At 64.0% G+C, this 18,354-nt stretch carries 15 protein-coding genes; 3 read left to right on the top strand and 12 right to left on the bottom strand.

The window, feature by feature from the left end; all coding sequences use genetic code 11:
• Positions 1 to 169: 169 nt before the first annotated feature.
• Genes gltB through DU478_RS01555 form a run of 4 tightly spaced genes read right to left on the bottom strand, consistent with a single transcriptional unit; the run spans position 170 to position 6,985 of the window.
• A complete protein-coding gene (gene gltB / locus DU478_RS01540) occupies positions 170 to 4,708 on the bottom strand; it encodes a glutamate synthase large subunit (RefSeq protein WP_114509159.1) in 4,539 nt (1,512 codons plus the stop codon).
• A gap of 21 nt (positions 4,709 to 4,729) precedes the next feature.
• Complete coding sequence (locus DU478_RS01545) at positions 4,730 to 5,128, bottom strand: hypothetical protein (RefSeq protein ID WP_114509160.1); 399 nt, start codon at positions 5,126 to 5,128, stop codon at positions 4,730 to 4,732.
• Positions 5,125 to 5,544, bottom strand: coding sequence for a GFA family protein (locus DU478_RS01550; protein WP_199488272.1), 420 nt, complete (start codon positions 5,542 to 5,544; stop codon positions 5,125 to 5,127). The genes DU478_RS01545 and DU478_RS01550 overlap by 4 nt, the downstream gene beginning before the upstream one ends.
• 7 nt (positions 5,545 to 5,551) lie before the next feature.
• Positions 5,552 to 6,985 (bottom strand): NAD(P)-dependent oxidoreductase, encoded by a 1,434-nt coding sequence (locus DU478_RS01555; protein ID WP_114509162.1) that lies wholly within the window; start codon positions 6,983 to 6,985, stop codon positions 5,552 to 5,554.
• Positions 6,986 to 7,208: 223 nt separating this feature from the next.
• Here DU478_RS01555 and DU478_RS01560 point away from each other — a divergent pair, with 223 nt between their 5' ends.
• A complete protein-coding gene (locus DU478_RS01560; RefSeq protein WP_114509163.1) occupies positions 7,209 to 8,012 on the top strand; it encodes an undecaprenyl-diphosphate phosphatase in 804 nt (267 codons plus the stop codon).
• A 53-nt stretch (positions 8,013 to 8,065) separates the two neighbouring features.
• On the opposite strand, the gene recF is transcribed toward DU478_RS01560, so the two are convergent.
• The 6 genes from recF to mutM all read right to left on the bottom strand — a co-directional run bounded on the left by recF (position 8,066) and on the right by mutM (position 14,486).
• A complete protein-coding gene (recF, locus tag DU478_RS01565; protein WP_114509164.1) occupies positions 8,066 to 9,160 on the bottom strand; it encodes a DNA replication/repair protein RecF in 1,095 nt (364 codons plus the stop codon).
• Positions 9,161 to 9,221: 61 nt separating this feature from the next.
• A complete protein-coding gene (gene dnaN / locus DU478_RS01570; RefSeq protein WP_114509165.1) occupies positions 9,222 to 10,340 on the bottom strand; it encodes a DNA polymerase III subunit beta in 1,119 nt (372 codons plus the stop codon).
• A 151-nt stretch (positions 10,341 to 10,491) separates the two neighbouring features.
• On the bottom strand, positions 10,492 to 11,832 hold the full coding sequence (gene dnaA / locus DU478_RS01575; protein ID WP_114509319.1) for a chromosomal replication initiator protein DnaA: 1,341 nt from the start codon (positions 11,830 to 11,832) through the stop codon (positions 10,492 to 10,494).
• Between the two features lie 533 nt (positions 11,833 to 12,365).
• Positions 12,366 to 12,629 carry a 30S ribosomal protein S20 gene (rpsT, locus tag DU478_RS01580; RefSeq protein WP_114509166.1) on the bottom strand — a complete coding sequence of 88 codons (264 nt, stop codon included), beginning with the start codon at positions 12,627 to 12,629 and terminating at the stop codon, positions 12,366 to 12,368.
• 164 nt (positions 12,630 to 12,793) lie between these two features.
• A complete protein-coding gene (locus tag DU478_RS01585) occupies positions 12,794 to 13,570 on the bottom strand; it encodes an enoyl-CoA hydratase (RefSeq protein WP_114509167.1) in 777 nt (258 codons plus the stop codon).
• Between the two features lie 64 nt (positions 13,571 to 13,634).
• Positions 13,635 to 14,486 carry a bifunctional DNA-formamidopyrimidine glycosylase/DNA-(apurinic or apyrimidinic site) lyase gene (gene mutM, locus DU478_RS01590; RefSeq protein ID WP_114509168.1) on the bottom strand — a complete coding sequence of 284 codons (852 nt, stop codon included), beginning with the start codon at positions 14,484 to 14,486 and terminating at the stop codon, positions 13,635 to 13,637.
• Positions 14,487 to 14,571: 85 nt separating this feature from the next.
• Here mutM and ubiE point away from each other — a divergent pair, with 85 nt between their 5' ends.
• Both ubiE and ubiB read left to right on the top strand, forming a co-directional pair.
• Positions 14,572 to 15,324: a bifunctional demethylmenaquinone methyltransferase/2-methoxy-6-polyprenyl-1,4-benzoquinol methylase UbiE gene (ubiE, locus tag DU478_RS01595; RefSeq protein WP_114509169.1), complete on the top strand. Its 753-nt coding sequence runs from the start codon at positions 14,572 to 14,574 to the stop codon at positions 15,322 to 15,324.
• 1 nt (position 15,325) lies between these two features.
• Positions 15,326 to 16,858: a 2-polyprenylphenol 6-hydroxylase gene (gene ubiB, locus DU478_RS01600; protein WP_114509170.1), complete on the top strand. Its 1,533-nt coding sequence runs from the start codon at positions 15,326 to 15,328 to the stop codon at positions 16,856 to 16,858.
• Positions 16,859 to 17,115: 257 nt separating this feature from the next.
• On the opposite strand, the gene DU478_RS01605 is transcribed toward ubiB, so the two are convergent.
• Positions 17,116 to 17,319, bottom strand: coding sequence for a hypothetical protein (locus DU478_RS01605; protein WP_114509171.1), 204 nt, complete (start codon positions 17,317 to 17,319; stop codon positions 17,116 to 17,118).
• A gap of 366 nt (positions 17,320 to 17,685) precedes the next feature.
• Positions 17,686 to 18,351: a flagellar hook capping FlgD N-terminal domain-containing protein gene (locus tag DU478_RS01610; RefSeq protein WP_114509172.1), complete on the bottom strand. Its 666-nt coding sequence runs from the start codon at positions 18,349 to 18,351 to the stop codon at positions 17,686 to 17,688.
• Positions 18,352 to 18,354 lie beyond the last annotated feature (3 nt).

Here is an 18,354-nt window from a genome sequence, read left to right on the forward strand (position 1 = left end):
TTTGGACCGAATTGGGCATCAATCGTGGCAACACGATGACTTTTGGCACCCCGTGGCGCCCTTCCGGTGTCGTGCCTCTGACAAGGGTCCGCACGCCGCGGTTAAGCAAAAGGGCCGCCCCTGCGGGCGGCCCCTGTATGGTTGCGCGGTGGCGGCGATCATGCAGGGATCATTCTGCCGGGATCGCCTTGTCCTCGATGCCCAGCGGATGCGGGATCTTGTCCAGCATCTCTTTCGGGCAGACCTGCACGAAATGCCCGCGCTCGAGGTCCCAGTGCTGCAGGATGTCCTGCGCCTTGCGGCTGCCGGTTTCAGCCACGTGACGTTCGATCAGCCCTTTCAACTCGGCCAACCAGTGCGCTTCGGAAACCGGGCAGGTCACGATGCTTTCGAGGTTGAGCAGGTCGCGCGCCTTGTCCTCGGGATCGTAGAGGTAGGCCATGCCGCCGGTCATGCCGGCGCCGAAGTTGGCGCCGACCGATCCGAGGATGACTGCAACCCCGCCGGTCATGTATTCGCAGCCGTTCGATCCGCAGCCTTCGACCACGACCTTGGCGCCCGAGTTGCGCACGGCGAAGCGTTCGCCCGCGCGGCCGGCGGCGAACAGGTACCCTTCGGTCGCACCATAAAGAACGGTGTTGCCGATGATCGTGTTCTCGGACGCGGTCAGCGGGCTGTGCATCGGCGGACGCACCACGATCGTGCCCCCCGACAGGCCCTTGCCGACATAGTCGTTGGCATCGCCCGACACTTCGAGCTTCAGGCCCGGTGCCGCGAAGGCGCCCAGCGACTGGCCCGCCGATCCGGTGAGCTTCACGGTCAGGTGGTTCGGCTGCAGCGCGTTGCGCATGCCGAACTTGCGCACGATATGGCTCGAGGTGCGGGTGCCCACCGACCGGTGCGTGTTCAGCACCGCGTAGCTGAGCTGCATCTTCTCGCCATCCTCTAGGAACCGCGCGGCGTCGCGCACGATTTCCGCATCCAGCGTGTCCAGCACCTCGTTGCGCGGCTTGTCGCGGTTGTAGACCACGTCGTCCGACCCATCGACCTTGATAAGCAGCGGGTTCAGGTCGAGATCGTCGAGGTGATCCGACCCGCGGCTCACCTGCCGCAGAAGGTCGGCGCGGCCGATCACGTCCTCGAGGCTGCGCGCACCGATGGAGGCGAGGATCTCGCGCACTTCGGTGGCGTAGAAGGTGATGAGGTTGACCACCTTGTCGGCATTGCCGGTGAACTTGGCGCGCAGCTCCTCGTCCTGTGTGCAGACCCCCACCGGGCAGGTGTTGGACTGGCACTGGCGCACCATGATGCAGCCCATCGCGATCAGCGCGGCCGTGCCGATGCCGTATTCCTCAGCCCCCATCATCGCCGCCATGACGATGTCGCGCCCGGTGCGCAGGCCGCCATCGGTGCGCAGGGTCACGCGCGACCTCAGGTTGTTCATCGACAGCACCTGGTGCGCCTCGGTCAGGCCCATTTCCCACGGAAGGCCGGCGTACTTGATCGAGGTCGCAGGGCTCGCGCCCGTGCCGCCGTTGTGACCCGAGATCAGGATCACGTCCGCCTTGGCCTTGGCCACGCCTGCCGCGATGGTGCCGACGCCCGAAGACGCCACCAGCTTGACCGTCACCTTGCAGCGCGGGTTGATCTGCTTGAGGTCGTAGATCAGCTGCGCCAGATCCTCGATCGAGTAGATGTCGTGGTGCGGCGGCGGCGAGATCAGCGTCACGCCCTTCGTGGAATGACGCAGCCGCGCGATGAGGTCGGTCACCTTCATGCCCGGCAGCTGGCCGCCCTCGCCGGGCTTGGCGCCCTGAGCGACCTTGATCTCAAGCTCTTCGCACTGGTTCAGGTATTCGGCGGTGACGCCGAAGCGGCCCGACGCCACCTGCTTGATCTTGGCCGACGGGTTGTCGCCGTTGGCCTCGGGCACGAAGTGTGCCGGATCCTCGCCGCCCTCGCCGCTGTCGGACTTGGCGCCGATGCGGTTCATCGCGACGTTCAGCGTCTTGTGCGCCTCGGGCGACAGGGCGCCAAGGCTCATCCCCGGCGTGACGAAGCGCTTGCGGATCGAGGTGATCGATTCGACCTCCTCCAGCGGAATCGCCGGGCCGATGGGCTTCATCGCCAGCAGGTCGCGCAGGTGGATCGGCGGGTTGGCCTGCATCGCCTTGGAGTAGTTCTTCCACATCTCGTAAGAGGCCTTGTTACAGGCCGCCTGCATCAGGTGCATGGTCTGCGCACCCCAGGCGTGGGTCTCTCCGGACTTGCGGGCCTTGTAGAAGCCGCCGATGGGCAGCACGTCGCGCCCGCCGCGGAAGCCCAGCTCGTGGATCTCTTCCGCCTTGGTCTGGATGCCGCTGACGCCGATGCCGCTGATGCGGGAGATCATGCCGGGGAAATACTCGGCACACATGGCACGGCTGAGGCCCACGGCCTCGAAGTTGAGACCGCCGCGATAGGACGAGATCACCGAAATGCCCATCTTGGACATGATCTTGAGCAGGCCCTGGTCCACCGCCTCGCGGTACTTGGCCACGGCTTCGGTCAGGGTCATGTCCAGCAGGCCGCGATTGATGCGGTCGGCGAGGCTGTCCTCGGCCAGGTAGGCGTTCACGACCGTCGCACCGGCGCCGATCAGCACGGCAAAGTAATGCGGGTCGATACATTCGGCCGACCGCACGTTGATCGAGGTGAAGGTCCGCAGGCCCTTGCGCGTCAGGTGGCTGTGCACGGCGCTCGTGGCCAAGATCATCGGCATCGCAACCTTGTCCTCGGACTGGTGCTGGTCGGTCAGCGTCAGATGTCCGGCACCCGAGCGCACCGCATCCTCGGCCTCGGCGCGGATGCGCTCAAGGCCCTGGCGCAGCGCGTCCTTGCCCGCGCCCACGGGGAAGGTGCAGTCGATCTCCACCAGACCCGCGTTGAAGTGCCGGGACAGCTCGTCGAACTGGGCACTGCCGACAAAGGGACTGTCGAGCACGAGGATTTCGGTCTGCGCGCTGGATTCGTCCAGCACGTTCTTGAGGTTGCCGAACCGGGTCTTGAGGCTCATCACCCGGAATTCGCGCAAGCTGTCGATCGGCGGGTTGGTCACCTGGCTGAAGTTCTGGCGGAAATAGTGCGACAGCGGGCGGTACTTCTTCGAAAGCACCGCCGACGGCGTGTCGTCGCCCATCGATGCCAGCGTTTCCTTGCCGTCCTCGGCCATCGGCGCAAGGATGCCTTCGAGTTCCTCGATGGTGTAACCGGCCGCGATCTGGCGGCGGCGCAGCTCGGCCCCCGAGAAGATCGCCTTTTCGGTCACCTTGGACAACGCCTCGTCCAGCTCGTTGATCTTGCCGACCCATTCGCCGAAGGGCTGGCCGCTGGCGAGCCGGTCCTTGATCTCGACATCGTGGTAGAGCTTGCCCTCTTTCATGTCGACGGCGATCATCTGGCCCGGACCCAGCGCGCCCTTTTCGCGCACCGATCCCTCGTTCACCGGAACCATGCCGGCCTCGGACCCCGCGATCAGCAGGCCGTCGCCGGTCACCACATAGCGCATCGGGCGCAGGCCGTTGCGGTCGAGCCCGCCGCAAACCCAGCGTCCGTCGGTCATGGCCAGCGCGGCAGGACCGTCCCAGGGCTCCATCACCGAGTTGCAGTAGGAATACATGTCGCGCCAGGATTCCGGCAGCTCAATCGCCTGCTTCGACCACGATTCGGGCACCAGCATGGTCTTGGCCATGGGCGCCGAGCGTCCTGCGCGCACCAACACCTCGAACACGCCATCCAGCGCGGCAGAGTCCGACGCGCCGTTTGCGATGATCGGTTTGATGTCTTCGGCCATGTCCCCGAAGGTCGCCGAGGCCATGCGGATCTCGTGGCTCTTCATCCAGTTGACGTTGCCCTTGAGCGTGTTGATCTCCCCGTTATGCGCCAGCATGCGGAACGGCTGCGCCAGCCACCACTGCGGGAAGGTGTTGGTGGAATAGCGCTGGTGATAGATCGCGAAGGCGGACTCGAACCGTTCGTCCTGCAGGTCCGGATAGAAATCCGCCACCTGCTCGGCCAGCATCATGCCCTTGTAGATGATCGACCGGCAGGACAGCGACGCGATGTAGAGCCCGCTGATCCCGGCGCCGGCGGCGGCTTTTTCGATGCGGCGGCGAATGACGTAGAGCTCGCGTTCAAAGGTTTCCTCGTCCACGCCCTTGGCATTGGAAATCAGGATCTGCTCGATCTCGGGGCGCGTCGAGTTGGCCTTTTCGCCAAGGCACTCGACATTCACCGGCACGTGGCGCCAGCCATAAATGTAATGCCCCATGCGAAGCACTTCGGTCTCGACGATGGTCCGGCAGGTTTCCTGCGCGCCGAAGTTGGTGCGCGGCAGGAACACCTGGCCCACGGCGATGAATTCGTTCTTCCGCGGCGTGTGGCCGGTGCGGTCGATCTGGTCGTAGAAAAAGCTGACCGGGATCTGCACGTGAATACCCGCGCCGTCGCCAGTCTTGCCGTCGGCGTCCACCGCGCCGCGGTGCCAGATCGCCTTCAGCGCGTTGATACCGGATTCCACCACCTTGCGGCTGGGCTTGCCATCAAGGCTGACGACAAGGCCGACGCCGCAGGAGGAATGTTCGGACTCTTCGTGATAGAGGCTGGTCTGCGCCATGCGGTTGCGCGCTTCGACCTGTTCACGTTCCCATTCGGTAAAGTAGTGGGTCATGCATTCTCTCCTAAAGCGGCTTCAGTCCACGAGGGTCCAGTAGGTTTCGGCAATCGGGCCGGGTAGGCCCGCGATCGGACCCGCGCCGACGAGTCTGTTGAATTCTAGTTCGCTGGCCAGAAACGTCTCGCCATCGACAAAGGCCGGGAAGGTGTCCGGACGGCAGCCGTCCAGCGCCTCGGGCGTGATCGCCAGAAAGGGCAGCACGGGTTGATCCGCACCGTCCGCCTTTGCCTGAACGGCCCAGGTCGGCACCGTGGCCGCGTCAAGCCGGTACACCACCATCACCAGGAGATCGGGCCGGGCGTCCTTGGATGCGCAGCGCAACGGGCCATAGGTCACCTCGGCCATCGCCGCCGAACCGGAAAGGCTCAGGGCCGTGCCGAACGCCACGCCGCGGAGGAAGACACGCGCCGTCATGTCGGTTGTCCTATCGGCGACGGGTTATTTTCTTCGTATTCCGCCTCGGTCGCCCGTTTGTGGTCGCCGGCCGGCTGCACCCAGCAGAGCGCCCGGTCGGTATAGATCTCGGAGGCCACCGGCCAGTCCTGCGTCTCTTGGAACAGGCCCGGCATCAGGTCGCGCTCCTCGCGATCCGTATCGCGCATGTACAGGTGGCTTCCGCAGGTGCCGCAGAAGGCGCGAAAGGACGCGGGCGACGAGGCATGCTCGACCACCGGCCCGCTGAACGCAAAGTCGCGGGACGGAAAGACGGCAAAGACCGCGCCCGACCAGCGCTTGCACATGTCGCAATGACAGATGCCGACCCAGCCGGGTGGATCGTTCACCGTCACCGTGACGGCGCCGCAGAGGCACTGTCCCGTGATCGCACCCATCGCCACGCTACTCCGCCGCCACGGATTTCGCGCCGTTGAACCGGTCGAGGATCGCCTCGGCACAGTCGCGCCCGTCGCGGATCGCCCAGACCACGAGGCTCGCGCCGCGCACGATGTCGCCCACCGCATAGACGCCGTCGAGGTCTGTGGCCCCGGTGGTGAATTCCGCCTTGACCGTGCCCCAGCGGGTCACCGGAAGCTCGGGCTGGCCCCAGAGCGTCGGCAAATCCTCGGGCTCGAATCCCAGCGCCTTGATGACGATGTCGGCGTCTTCGACGTAATCCGAACCCTCGATCACCTCGGGGCTTTGGCGGCCGGTCGCGTCGGGCAGGCCCAGGCGCATCTTCTCGACGATGACGCCGGTGACGGGATCGCCCTTGAAACCCTTGGGCGCGGTCAGCCATTCGAATTTGACGCCCTCTTCCTCGGCGTTCTGGACCTCGCGCTGGGAGCCCGGCATGTTCGCCCGGTCGCGGCGGTAGAGGCACTTGACCGAGGTGGCGCCCTGCCGGATCGCCGTGCGCACGCAGTCCATCGCCGTGTCGCCGCCGCCGATCACGACGACCTTCTTGCCTTCCGCATTGAGCGCGCCGCTTTCGAACTCCGGCACGGCGTCGCCAAAGCTCTTGCGGTTCGACGCGGTCAGGTAGTCGATGGCGCGCACGATGCCCTCGGCGCCCGAGCCGGGACCCTGCAGGTCGCGGGTCTTGTAGACGCCGGTTGCGATGATCACCGCGTCGTGCTGGTCGCGAATCTCCTGGAACGACATGTCGCCGCCCACATCGCAGTTCAGCTTGAACCGCACGCCGCCCGCTTCGAGTTGGTCGTTGCGGCGCATGACCACCGGTTTTTCCAGCTTGAATCCCGGAATGCCATAGGTCAGCAGCCCGCCCGCGCGGTCGTACCGGTCATAGATCGTGACCTGGATTCCCTGACGGCGCAGCACGTCCGCCGCGGCGAGCCCGCCGGGGCCGGCACCGATGATACCGACGGATTCGGTGCGTTCCGCATGCGGCTTGATCGGCTGCACCCAGCCTTCGTCCCAGGCGGTGTCGGTGATGTATTTCTCGACCGCGCCGATTGTCACGGTGCCGTGGCCCGACTGTTCGATCACGCAGTTTCCCTCGCACAGGCGGTCCTGCGGACAGATGCGGCCGCAGATCTCAGGGAAGGTGTTGGTGGCCTGGCTGACCTCGTAGGCCTCTTGCAGACGGCCTTCGGCGGTCAGTCGCAGCCAGTCGGGAATGTTGTTGTGGAGCGGGCAATGGCTCTGGCAATAGGGCACGCCGCATTGCGAACAGCGGCTCGACTGCTCCTTGGCCTTGGCGTCGGCATATTCGGCGTAGATTTCCTGAAAGTCCTTCGCACGGACATTGGCATCCCGCTTTTCGGGCATGTCCCGCATGACCTTCACAAACTTCAACATCGGCTGGTTCGCCATAGCGCGCTCAACTCCGCATATTCCGTGGTTGCGTCTCTTTACGCAAAGACAGGATCAAAGAAAAGTCAAAAGTACTGACCTTTAATGTGTTATTTTGGAGGTCGCGGCCGCGAACTTTGCTGCATCACAGCATTTTTAGGCATCAAAGCGGACCTAAATTTTCCCTGTCTATTTGAATACAAAGGCTTATACCGGCGTCACGTAACAGCCAGATGCACCCGGCATGAGTCTCTTCCACCTCTTTATTCTCGCACTCGTTCAGGGTCTCACCGAATTCCTGCCGGTGTCGTCCTCCGGCCACCTGATCCTTCTGCCGACTCTGACCGGCATGCAGGATCAGGGACAGGTCATCGACGTCGCCGTGCATGTCGGAACGCTGCTGGCGGTGATCCTCTACTTCTGGACCGACGTGCGGATTGCCGCCGCCGGGACACTCAGGTTGATGCAGGGCCGCGTCGATACGCAAGGGGCGTTCCTTGCGCTCTGCCTCGCCATCGCGACGCTTCCAGTCATTCTTGCGGGACTTGCCCTGAAATTAAGCGGCCTTGATGACATGCTGCGCTCGGTTGCGGTGATCGGATGGACGATGCTGATCTTCGGGCTCGTGCTGTACTGGGCCGACCGCACCGGGGCCGAGGTCCGCGAGGCGTCCGACTGGACGCTGCGCAACGCGCTGGTGATGGGGCTGTGGCAGGCGGTGGCGCTGATCCCGGGCACCTCTCGGTCCGGCATCACCATCACCGCCGCCCGGCAGCTGGGCTACAAGCGGACGGATGCGGCGAAGCTTGCGATGCTGATGTCGATCCCGACGATCGCGGCCTCCGGCGTCCTGCTGGGCGCCGAAGTGGTGGGCAGCGCAGACCTGCAAGCGGCGCGCGACGGCGCAATCGCGGCCGCGCTGGCGTTTGTCTCTGCCCTGCTGGCGCTCTCCCTGATGATGCGGCTGCTGCGGTCGGTCAGCTTTACGCCCTACGTGATCTACCGGGTGATCCTGGGCGTGATCCTGCTGATCTACGCCTACAGCTGAAGCGTTTCACGGCAAGTGAAGCGTCTCGTTTCCAGTGAAACGCGTAACGCACTCTAGATTCGTCGGACCTCGGACACAGCGTCGGTTTCAGTGACTTCGACATATTGCGCGCGCTTCCCCAGATCCGAAAAGAGCTCGGGCCCGGTGCCGGTCATCCAGGCCTGCGCCCCCAGCGCACAGATCTCGTCATAGAGCGCAGCCCGCCGGCCCGCATCCAGATGCGCCGCGACCTCGTCCAGCAGCAAGAGCGGCGGCGCGCCGAACTGCGGTGCGAGCGCCCGGGCGTTGGCGAGGATCAGCGAAATCAGCAACGCCTTCTGTTCCCCGGTGGAACAATCGCGCGCCGGCACGTCCTTGGCGGCATAGATCGCGCCGAGGTCGGCGCGGTGCGGCCCGATCAGACTGCGCCCCGCCATCAGGTCGCGGGATCGGCTTTCGGCCAGCGCGGCGCGCAGGTCGGCCTCTGTCTCGGGCATCTCGCCCTCGGCCGTCTCGAGCGTCAGACGGGCCGCAGGAAAGGCGGTTTCCGCGCCCTCTTGCGCCGCGGCAAGCAACTCCAGAGCCTTTTGCCGCGACGCATGGATCGCTGCACCGGCGCGGGCCATCTGCGCCTCCAGCGCCGCGTACCAATGCGCGTCGCGCACCTGGTCCTTCAGCAGACGGTTGCGGTCGCGCATGGCCTTTTCGTAGTCCAGCGACAGGTCGCCATGGCCGGGAAAAAAGCTCAGCGTCATGCGGTCCAGAAACCGCCGCCGCCCCTCGGCGCCTTCGATCCAGAGCCGGTCCATGCTGGGCACAAGCCAGAGCACCCGCGCGATCCGCCCCAGCGCCGTCTGCGCCGCCGCCTTGTCGTCGATGCGCACCTGCCGCGGGCCGCCCGCCTCGGACAGGAAGCTGATCTCGTGCGCGCCGTCGGGCGACACCAGCGCGCCGCCGACCTTCCAGCCCAGCGCCTCGGGCCGCCGGGTCATGTCCTGCGCCGAGGCACGGCGCATCCCCCGCCCCGGCGAAAACAGCGACACCGCCTCGATCAAGTTGGTCTTGCCCGCGCCATTGGGACCGTAGATCGCCACGGGCCGCGCATCGACGCCAAGACGCGCGCGCTTATGCGACCGGAAATGCGAAAGGCTCAGCTGCGTCAGATACATGCCGCCGCGCGCCCCGCTTCATCTTGCCCTGTAAACTCCCGCCGGAGGCTCCTGCCGCCGATCACACGCGCATCGGCATGACCACGTAGACCGCGGTCGTATCGTTGCCTTCGCGCATCAGGGTCGGATCGCCGCTGGAATTGAACATGAAGACCGCATTCTCGCGATCCACCTGGCTCGCGATTTCAAGCAGGTACTTGGCGTTGAAGCCGATATCGAGCCGTTCGTCGTTGTAGGCGACGGCCAGCTCTTCCTCTGCGGCACCTGAGTCGGGCGCGTTGACGCTCAGCACCAGGCGGTCTTCGTCGAGCGACAGTTTCACCGCGCGCGAGCGTTCGGAGCTCACGGTGGCCACGCGGTCCACGGCCTTGGCGAATTCCGAGGCATCGACCTCGAGCCGGCGGGTGTTGCCCTGCGGAATGACGCGGGTGTAGTCGGGGAAGGTGCCGTCGATCACCTTGGAGATGAGGGTGATGTCGGGCGTGGCGAAGCGCACTTTGGTTTCCGACACCGACACGGCGATGGACATGTCGTCGTCGTCCAGCAGCTTGCGCAGCTCACCCACGGTCTTGCGCGGGACGATCACGCCCGGCATGTCCTCGGCGCCTGACGGCAGATCGGCATCGATGCGCGCCAGTCGGTGGCCGTCGGTCGCGACACAGCGCAGGACCTTGCCGCCGTCGGCTTCGGAGACATGCATGTAGACGCCATTGAGGTAATAGCGCGTCTCTTCGGTCGAGATGGCGAATTTCGACTTGTCGAACAGGCGGCGCAGCACGTGGGCGGGCGCCGAGAAATTGGCGGAATATTCCGACGATGCCATGACCGGGAAATCTTCCTTTGGCAGGGTCGCCAGCGAAAAGTTCGACCGGCCCGCGGCCACGGTCAGCCGGCCCGACGCACCGTCTTCGGACAGTGCGACCAGAGCGCCGTCGGGAAGTTTTCTCACGATCTCGTGCAGGGTCACAGCGGATACGGTCGTCGCACCGGCGCGCTCGACCTGGGCCGGGGCCTTGTCGAGCACCTCGATGTCGAGGTCGGTGGCGCGGAACTGGACGCTGTCGCCTTCGGCTTCGATCAGCACGTTCGCCAGGATCGGGATGGTGTTGCGGCGCTCGACCACGGATTGTGCCTGGCTGACGGCCTTGAGCAGCGCGCCGCGTTCTATACTGAATTTCATCGCCTATCCCTCCGACGCCGGAGGGGCACGGTAGCCTTTGCCACGCGCACCTCCAACCTGTTTTATGCGTTTTGTCGGACGGTTTTCGTGGGGCGTCAAGGGCGCGACCCCGCCCGTGCGCCCCTGCTGCAAGAAAGGTGCCGCAAATGCCTCAGGCTTCGAGCATCCGGCGCAGCATTTCGATGTCCTCGGCGATCTGGCCGTCCTGCACCTGAAGTTCCTCGATGCGCTTCACGCCGTGCATCACCGTGGTGTGGTCGCGCCCGCCGAAGCGGCGCCCGATCTCGGGCAGCGAGCGGCTGGTCAGCTGCTTGCAGAGGTACATCGCGACCTGCCGGGGCCGCGCGAAATTCCGGACGCGCTTCGGACCGATCAGGTCCGACAGCCGGATGTTGTAGTGATCCGCCACCTTGCGCTGAATCTCCTCGATGCTGACCTTGCGCTCGGAGGCGCGCAGCACGTCGGATAGACAATCCTGCGTCAACTCCATGGTGATCGGCTTTCCGATCAGGGAGGCGAAGGCAAAAAGCCGGGTCAGCGCGCCTTCGAGCACGCGGACGTTGGTCGAGATGCGGTGCGCGAGGAATTCCAGGATGCCATGGTCGATCTCGAGACCCGGGTAATGCACCGAATGCAGTTCGAGCTTGGCCTGCAGGATGCCGAGTCGCAGCTCGTAGTCGGTCGGATGCAGGTCGACGACAAGGCCGGACTGAAGGCGCGACCGGATGCGGTTCTCGAGATCCTTGATCTCGTCGGGTGCGCGGTCCGCGGAAATGATGATCTGCTTGTTCTGGTCCACCAGCGCGTTGAAGGTGTGAAAGAACTCTTCCTGCGTGCTGTCCTTGCCAGCGATGAACTGCACGTCATCGACCATCAGCACGTCGACCGAGCGGAACATCTCTTTGAAGTCCATCATCTTGCGCTCGCGCAGAGCCTGCACGAAGCGGTACATGAATTGCTCGGCCGAGAGGTAGAGCACGTTCATCTCGGGATTGCGCTGGCGCAGCTCCCAGGAAATCGCGTGCATGAGGTGGGTCTTGCCGAGGCCGACGCCGCCATGCAGGAACAGCGGGTTGAAGATCACCGGCCCGCCTTCGGACACGCGGCGCGCCGCGGCGTGGGCCAGTTCGTTTGGTTTGCCGACGACGAAGTTATCAAAGGTGAACCGGCTGTCCAGCGGCGCGCTCGACAGCAGATCGGTGTTGGACGCCGCCGGTTGCGCCTTGGGCGCGGCGGGCGCCTTGGCAGGGGTTTCGTCGACCTTGAACTGAATGCGGCGGACGTTGGAATTGACCGAGGACACCTGGGACAGCAGCAACTCCCCAAAGTTCTGCGACACATAGGTGCCCATGAAGTGGCTGGGAACGTTGAACACGGCGACGCCGTCGTCCGATCCCTTGTACTTCAAGGGTTTGATCCAAGTCGTATAGTTGTTGCGACCCACTGTCTTGCACAATCCATCCTGCAACGCGCCCCATTGTTCCTGTGTCATCGGTCCCTGATCCATTCCCATAATTAGCAGCCTGTCATCGGTGCGCACCTGCCGAAACGCACCGTGGGAATCATCGACGCCAAGACACAAATGTACCGTTCTCGGCCCGGCAAAGCCGGACGAGTGCGGAACCCTTGCGGTATTCCGGCGGCTTGCGCACACAGACGTTATGCCCGGCTACCCAAGTCCGGTCATGATACTGTTACGCAACCGCGCATATATACGGACTGGCCAAAGGCAGAGCCTTTGTTTCCTGCTCGGGTTGACCCCGTATCAGAGAGTCGGAATTCGGCACGGTCCCAAGATGTGTGCCGTCTTCCAGCCTGTCCCCCCAGCGAGTGACTCGCAGGCTAAAGTTACCAGCCCCGCGCGAACGGCATCAACTACTCTTAAAGCTTGACTCGCATTCTGTGGAAAAGAATCTGTTTCCGCTACGGAAGTGCCACAAAATCCACATTGAGGATTCGAGCGCACAAAAAAAGGCACCACACATTGTGGTGCCTTTTTAGATTTATACCATATATTACGAAGACTTAACCCAGAGCCTTGACCCGCGAGGCCAGGCGGGAAATCTTCCGCGATGCGGTGTTCTTGTGGAAAACACCCTTGGAGACACCGCGCATCAGCTCGGGCTGAGCCGCGCGCAGGGCCGTCGTGGCGGCGTCCTTGTCGCCCGAGGCGATCGCCTCTTCGACCTTGCGCAGGAAGGTGCGGATTCGCGACCGACGCGCCTTGTTGATGGTGAAACGCGTCTCGTTCTGACGGGCGCGTTTCTTGGACTGCGGCGTGTTTGCCATGTGATCTATCCCGGTTCTTCGGTTCCAAATTGTGCGCAGCGTAACGTCCACACGACCGGAGCCAAACGGCCGGATCGATTCTTGCCAGAGCGGGCATCACGCGCATGTAGGGAGTCCTCTTAGGCAAACTGACGTGCGGATGCAAACCCAAAACGCCGGATGCGCTACTTGTCGCGGAATTGCGCCGTCCGCTTTTCCAGAAAGGCCTCCATGCCTTCGTTCTGGTCCTCGGTGGCGAACATGGCGTGGAACATCCGTCGTTCGAACAGGATGCCTTCGCTCATCGTCGTCTCGAAGGCGCGATTGACCGATTCCTTGACCGCCATCGCGGTCATGCGGGATTTCTCGGCGATCTTGTTGGCCGCCGCCTCGGCCTCGGCCATGAGCTGTTTCGCCGGTACGACGCGGCTTACCAGCCCGGAGCGCTCGGCCTCTTCGGCATCCATGAAGCGCCCGGTCAGGTGCATGTCCATCGCCTTGGACTTGCCGACGAACCGCGTCAGCCGCTGCGTGCCACCGATGCCGGCCACGACGCCGAGGTTGATCTCGGGCTGGCCGAACTTGGCATTGTCGGCGGCGATGATGAAATCGCACATCATCGCCAGTTCGCATCCCCCGCCCAGCGCGTAGCCCGCGACCGCGGCGATGATCGGCTTGCGCACACGGGTCACCGCGTCATGCTCCTTGCCGAAGTAATCCGACAGGAACATGTCGACAAAGCTCTTGTCCGACATTTCCTTGATGTCGGCGCCCGCGGCAAAGGCCTTGGCCGAACCGGTCAGGATGATGCAGCGCACCTTTTCGTTCCCGTCCGCATCGCGCAGCGCATCGCTCAGCTCTCTCATCAACTGGGAGTTCAGGGCGTTCAGGGCGTCGGGGCGGTTGAGTTTGATGGTGGCGACGTGGTCTTCTACTTCGACGATGATCGTCTCATAGGCCATGTAACATGCCTTCGGTTGTTTCGCTCAGAGCCTGAGCCTTACCATTTGCGGCGCTTGGTTCAAGTTATCTTTGACATAGTCGGCAGTAGAAGGATGACCGTCCTGATTGCACGATCCGGCGCACTTTCCCGCTGCAGCCGGGGGTGCGGCAGGGCGCGCCTTCGCGGCCGTAGACGTCGAAGGCATGCTGGAAATATCCAAGCTCTCCATCGGCTTGGCGGAAGTCGCGCAGGGACGATCCGCCCGCCTCGATGGCGTCTCGGAGCACCTGGCGGATAATCGGCACCAGCGACGCGATGCGCACGGCAGAGATACGGTCCGCCTTGCGTGCGGGATGAATTCCTGCCCGGAAAAGCGACTCGCAGACGTAGATATTGCCCAATCCAGCGACGATCCTTTGGTCGAGCAGCGCCGACTTGATCGGCATGGCCCGCCCGCGCAACGCGGAGACGAGGTGCTGTTCATGGAAATCGTTGCCCAGCGGTTCCGGCCCGATGGCCGCCAGCAGCGGGTGCGCCTCGGCCTCGTCGGTCGGCAACAGGTCCATCGCCCCGAACCGGCGCGGATCGTTGAAGGTGACCCGCGCGCCCGAGGCCATGTGCAGCACGACATGGTCGTGTTTCTCGGGCGCGGGGTGATCGTGCACGAACCGCCCCAGCGGATCGCCCGAGATCAGCATCCGGCCCGACATGCCGAGGTGGATCAGAAGGGTCTCTCCGCTGCCCAGGTCGCAGAGGATGTATTTCGACCGTCGTCGCAGCCGTTCGACGCGTTGTCCTGACAGCCGCGCCGCCATGTCCGGAGGAAACGGCCAGCGCAGATCGGGGCGGTTGACGTCGGCGCGGGCGATCACCTGCCCCTCCATCACCGGGGCAAGCCCGCGACGGACTGTCTCGACTTCGGGCAATTCGGGCATCGGGCGCTATCCTCTTGCGCGGGCGCATTGTATCGGCGGGGCGGGACCCTATAAGAAGGATCAAGCGCAAGGAACGGCAAGACCCATGACGGAAGACAACGAAAAAACAACGCATTTCGGCTTTCAGGACGTCCCGGAAAGCGAAAAGGCAGGTCGCGTGCGCGGGGTCTTCGGGTCGGTCGCGTCGAAATACGACGTGATGAACGACGCCATGAGCCTCGGGATCCACCGCATCTGGAAAGACGCGATGATGGACTGGCTGGCGCCGCGGCCCGGGCAACGGCTGCTCGATGTGGCGGGCGGCACCGGCGATATCGCCTTCCGGTTCCTCAAGCGCGCCGGACAGGGCCACGCCACGGTGCTGGATTTGACCGAGCCCATGCTGATCGAAGGCCGCAAACGTGCCGAGGCCGAAGCGATGGCGGACAGCCTCGACTGGGTGGTGGGTGACGCCATGGCGCTGCCGTTCCCCGACAACAGCTTTGACGTCTATACGATCAGCTTCGGCATCCGGAACGTGACGCGCCCGCAAGAGGCGCTGAACGAGGCCTATCGCGTTCTGCGCCCCGGCGGGCGGCTGATGGTGCTGGAGTTCAGCCAGATCCCCAACCCCGCGATGCAATGGGCCTATGACCAGTATTCCTTCAAGGTCATTCCGACCATGGGGCAGATGATCGCCAACGACCGCGACAGCTATCAGTATCTGGTGGAATCGATTCGCAGGTTCCCCGATCAGGAGACGTTCCTGGGCATGGTGCGCGCCGCCGGATTCGGCAACGCCAAGTACCGCAACCTGAGCATGGGGATTGCCTGCCTGCATTCCGGTTGGAAGCTCTGACATGCGCGGACCGCACAACATCTGGCGGCTGGTGCGCACCGGGGCGACGCTGGAGCGGACCGGCGCCATGGCCGCGGTGCTTGACGCCTTCGACGCGCCGGCGCCCTTGCGCGTGGCGGCGCGGGTGCTGGGCTGGCCGTTCAAGTGGCTGGGCTACGAGGGCGATCCGAACGTGCCGCCGGCGACGCGGGCGCTGACGGCGCTGGGCCCGGCCTACATCAAGTTCGGTCAGGTCCTGTCCACCCGTCCCGACGTGGTGGGCGAGGAGATGGCCGCGCAGCTGCGCATCCTGCAGGACAAGCTGCCGCCGTTCTCGATCGAGCTGGCGAAAGAAACGGTGGAGCGCGAGTTGGACGTGCCCGCCGACGATCTCTTCAGCGAGTTCAGCGAACCGGTGGCTGCCGCCTCGATCGCGCAGGTGCACAAGGCCCGGCTGCGCGACACCGGCGAGGTCGTCGCGGTCAAGGTGCTGCGCCCCGGGGTCGAAAAAGCCTTCCGCAAGGATATCGACGCCTTCTATCTCGCTGCACGCATGGCGGAATTGCTGTCGCCGTCGTCCCGCCGCCTGCGGCCGATGGATGTCATCACCCATTTCGAAGGGGTGGTGTCGGGTGAACTGGACCTGCGGCTCGAATCCGCCTCCGCATCGGAATTCGCCGCCAACACAAAGGACGATGCCGGGTTCCAGCTGCCCGAGGTCAAGTGGATGCATTCCGGCCGCCGTGTCATGACACTGGGCTGGGCCGAGGGTACGGCGCTGGGCGACAACGCGGCGCTGGATGCGGCGGGCCATGACCGCGTCGCGCTGAGCGAACGGGTGCTGCAGCTGTTCCTGAACCATGCGCTGCGCGATGGGTTCTTTCACGCCGATATGCATCAGGGCAACCTCAAGGTTGCGCCCAACGGCGATATCATCGCTTTCGATTTCGGCATCATGGGGCACATCGACGAATACACCCGGCGGGTCTATGCCGAGATCCTATTCGGCTTCATCCGCCGTGACTACAAGCGCGTGGCGGAGGTGCATTTCGAAGCGGGCTACGTGCCCTCGGACCGCGATGTGGACGAGTTCGCCCGTGCTTTACGCGCCGTCGGCGAGCCGATTTTCGGCATGGATGCCACGCGCATCTCGATGGGGCGCCTGCTGGCCTATCTCTTTGAAGTCACCGAACGCTTCGGCATGGAAACGCGGACCGAGCTGATCCTGCTGCAACGCACGATGGTCGTCGTTGAAGGCGTGGCGCGGTCGCTGAACCCGCGCATGAACATCTGGAAAGTCGCGCAGCCGGTGGTCGAGGACTACATCAAGAAGAGCATCGGCCCCCGCGCCGTGCTCCGCGATCTGAGCAAGACCGCGCTGGTGGTGTCCCGCTTCGGTCCGCGTCTGCCGCAACTGGTGGAGGCGGCGCTGATCCGGCAGGCAGAGCCGCCACCAAGCGACAGCCGCAACCCTTGGATCGGTCGCCTGTCATGGATGGCCGGAGGTCTGGCCATCGGTGTGCTGGCCGGATTGTTGCCGTTTCTTCTGAACTGATTTCAGGCCATTTGGCGGTCACGCAGACTGCCGGTTTCGGGCTGTTCTGTTCAGTCGGTGTCCGAGGCCGTTCCGGCAATGCGGGCCACCGCGGCATCGGGCCTGCGCTCTTTCATCCTTGCATCCTCCCGGGGTTGCCGACCGGGACAAATGCTCAAAGCTCGGTCAAACGCCACCCCGTTCCACGCGGGGCCCCTAAAATGAAAAACGGCGACCCGAAGGCCGCCGCTTTCCTATTTCTTGCCGTCAGGCGGAAATCAATCGGTGCCCGAGGACGAATCGCCCTCAGAAGCTGCCGCGATACCGACCACGAGCGCTGCGCCACCGATGATGACAAGCGGCGGGATCGTTGCGCCCTGGGTGGACACGAACGGATCGTTGCTTGCCTTTTCGGCTGCGACAGGAAGGGCTGCCGACGCTGCGACTGCTGCTGCTGCAACAATGATCGAAAGCTTTTTCATAATATTCTCCAGACTGTACAGGCTCGGGCACAAATGTGCCTCTGCAACGGCATCATATAGAAGCCGGCACTGGCCATCAAACGGCAATTTCGGCAAAGCCCGGGACGTCGGCATATCCTGTTTGCAGGCGCGGCATAATGGCAACAAATTCGCGTTTCGCCTATCTTTTCAGCCTGGGGCGCCAGTCGCAGGCATGCTTTCGTGAGGCCTTATATTGTTGTTTTAATTAAATAACTTCAAGTACCTGTCATTTTTGACAGGCCGCGAAACGACCAGCGCCCCATTTTCGCGCAATATCCGCGCAAAGGCCGATCACACTGGCCGGCCCGACTGATGTCGATCCGGTTGCGTCCCCATCGACAGCAATCAATCCGGGGCACGCAGGCCTGTCACCAGGGTCGAAACGATTTCGCTGCCATCCGAAAGACGCAAGAGAATCGAACCGTCATCGATGCGCGCTTCAGAGATGCGGCTATAGGCGGGTGCCAGTTTCGTATCGATCAGCGTGCCGTTCCGGTAGCTTTCCAACTCGAACCGGTAGGCGCCGGTCGGCAGGGGCGACCCGTTTGCATCGACACCGGCCCAGGACACCGCGTCGGCGTCGGGCGTTAGCGTGTCCTTGCGGACCACGGCACCGGAGGCGTCCCTGACCACCAGCACGCCGGCATCGGAGGTCGGGGCGAATTCAGGCCGCAGTTCCACGGGCGTTCCGTCGAAAGCCACCGGGGCACGCACCAGCGCGTCCATCCCGATCCATCCCGCCAGCTGCTGCACGGAGCCGCCGCCGATCTGTTCGGTCAGAGCCCGCAGCAGGTCATTTGTCGTGACCTGCTGCTCGACCGAAGAAAAGGTCGCCAGTTGGACCGCGTAATCGGCGGAGTCCACAGGGTTCAACGGATCCTGATTCTGCATCTGTACTGTCAGCATCCGCAAGAAGGTTTCGAAGTCGGAACTGAGCGGATCGGCTTGCTTGCCGGCGGCGACGGTTGTCTCGGCGCCAAAGGCGGGCGGGGGGGCTTGGGTGATGTCCATCGG

The sequence above is a fragment of the Thalassococcus profundi genome, assembly GCF_003344785.1.
GTDB classification, from domain to species: Bacteria; Pseudomonadota; Alphaproteobacteria; order Rhodobacterales; family Rhodobacteraceae; genus Puniceibacterium; species Puniceibacterium profundi.

Coding starts and splice junctions, on each gene's coding strand:
- mutM (WP_114509168.1), bottom strand. CDS start 14,486: ATGCCCGAATTGCCCGAAGTCGAGACAGTCCGTCGCGGGCTTGCCCCG.
- ubiE (WP_114509169.1), top strand. CDS start 14,572: ATGACGGAAGACAACGAAAAAACAACGCATTTCGGCTTTCAGGACGTC.
- DU478_RS01560 (WP_114509163.1), top strand. CDS start 7,209: ATGAGTCTCTTCCACCTCTTTATTCTCGCACTCGTTCAGGGTCTCACC.
- DU478_RS01585 (WP_114509167.1), bottom strand. CDS start 13,570: ATGGCCTATGAGACGATCATCGTCGAAGTAGAAGACCACGTCGCCACC.
- recF (WP_114509164.1), bottom strand. CDS start 9,160: ATGTATCTGACGCAGCTGAGCCTTTCGCATTTCCGGTCGCATAAGCGC.
- DU478_RS01545 (WP_114509160.1), bottom strand. CDS start 5,128: ATGACGGCGCGTGTCTTCCTCCGCGGCGTGGCGTTCGGCACGGCCCTG.
- DU478_RS01555 (WP_114509162.1), bottom strand. CDS start 6,985: ATGGCGAACCAGCCGATGTTGAAGTTTGTGAAGGTCATGCGGGACATG.
- DU478_RS01550 (WP_199488272.1), bottom strand. CDS start 5,544: ATGGGTGCGATCACGGGACAGTGCCTCTGCGGCGCCGTCACGGTGACG.
- rpsT (WP_114509166.1), bottom strand. CDS start 12,629: ATGGCAAACACGCCGCAGTCCAAGAAACGCGCCCGTCAGAACGAGACG.
- dnaN (WP_114509165.1), bottom strand. CDS start 10,340: ATGAAATTCAGTATAGAACGCGGCGCGCTGCTCAAGGCCGTCAGCCAG.
- gltB (WP_114509159.1), bottom strand. CDS start 4,708: ATGACCCACTACTTTACCGAATGGGAACGTGAACAGGTCGAAGCGCGC.
- DU478_RS01610 (WP_114509172.1), bottom strand. CDS start 18,351: ATGGACATCACCCAAGCCCCCCCGCCCGCCTTTGGCGCCGAGACAACC.
- DU478_RS01605 (WP_114509171.1), bottom strand. CDS start 17,319: ATGAAAAAGCTTTCGATCATTGTTGCAGCAGCAGCAGTCGCAGCGTCG.
- ubiB (WP_114509170.1), top strand. CDS start 15,326: ATGCGCGGACCGCACAACATCTGGCGGCTGGTGCGCACCGGGGCGACG.
- dnaA (WP_114509319.1), bottom strand. CDS start 11,832: ATGACACAGGAACAATGGGGCGCGTTGCAGGATGGATTGTGCAAGACA.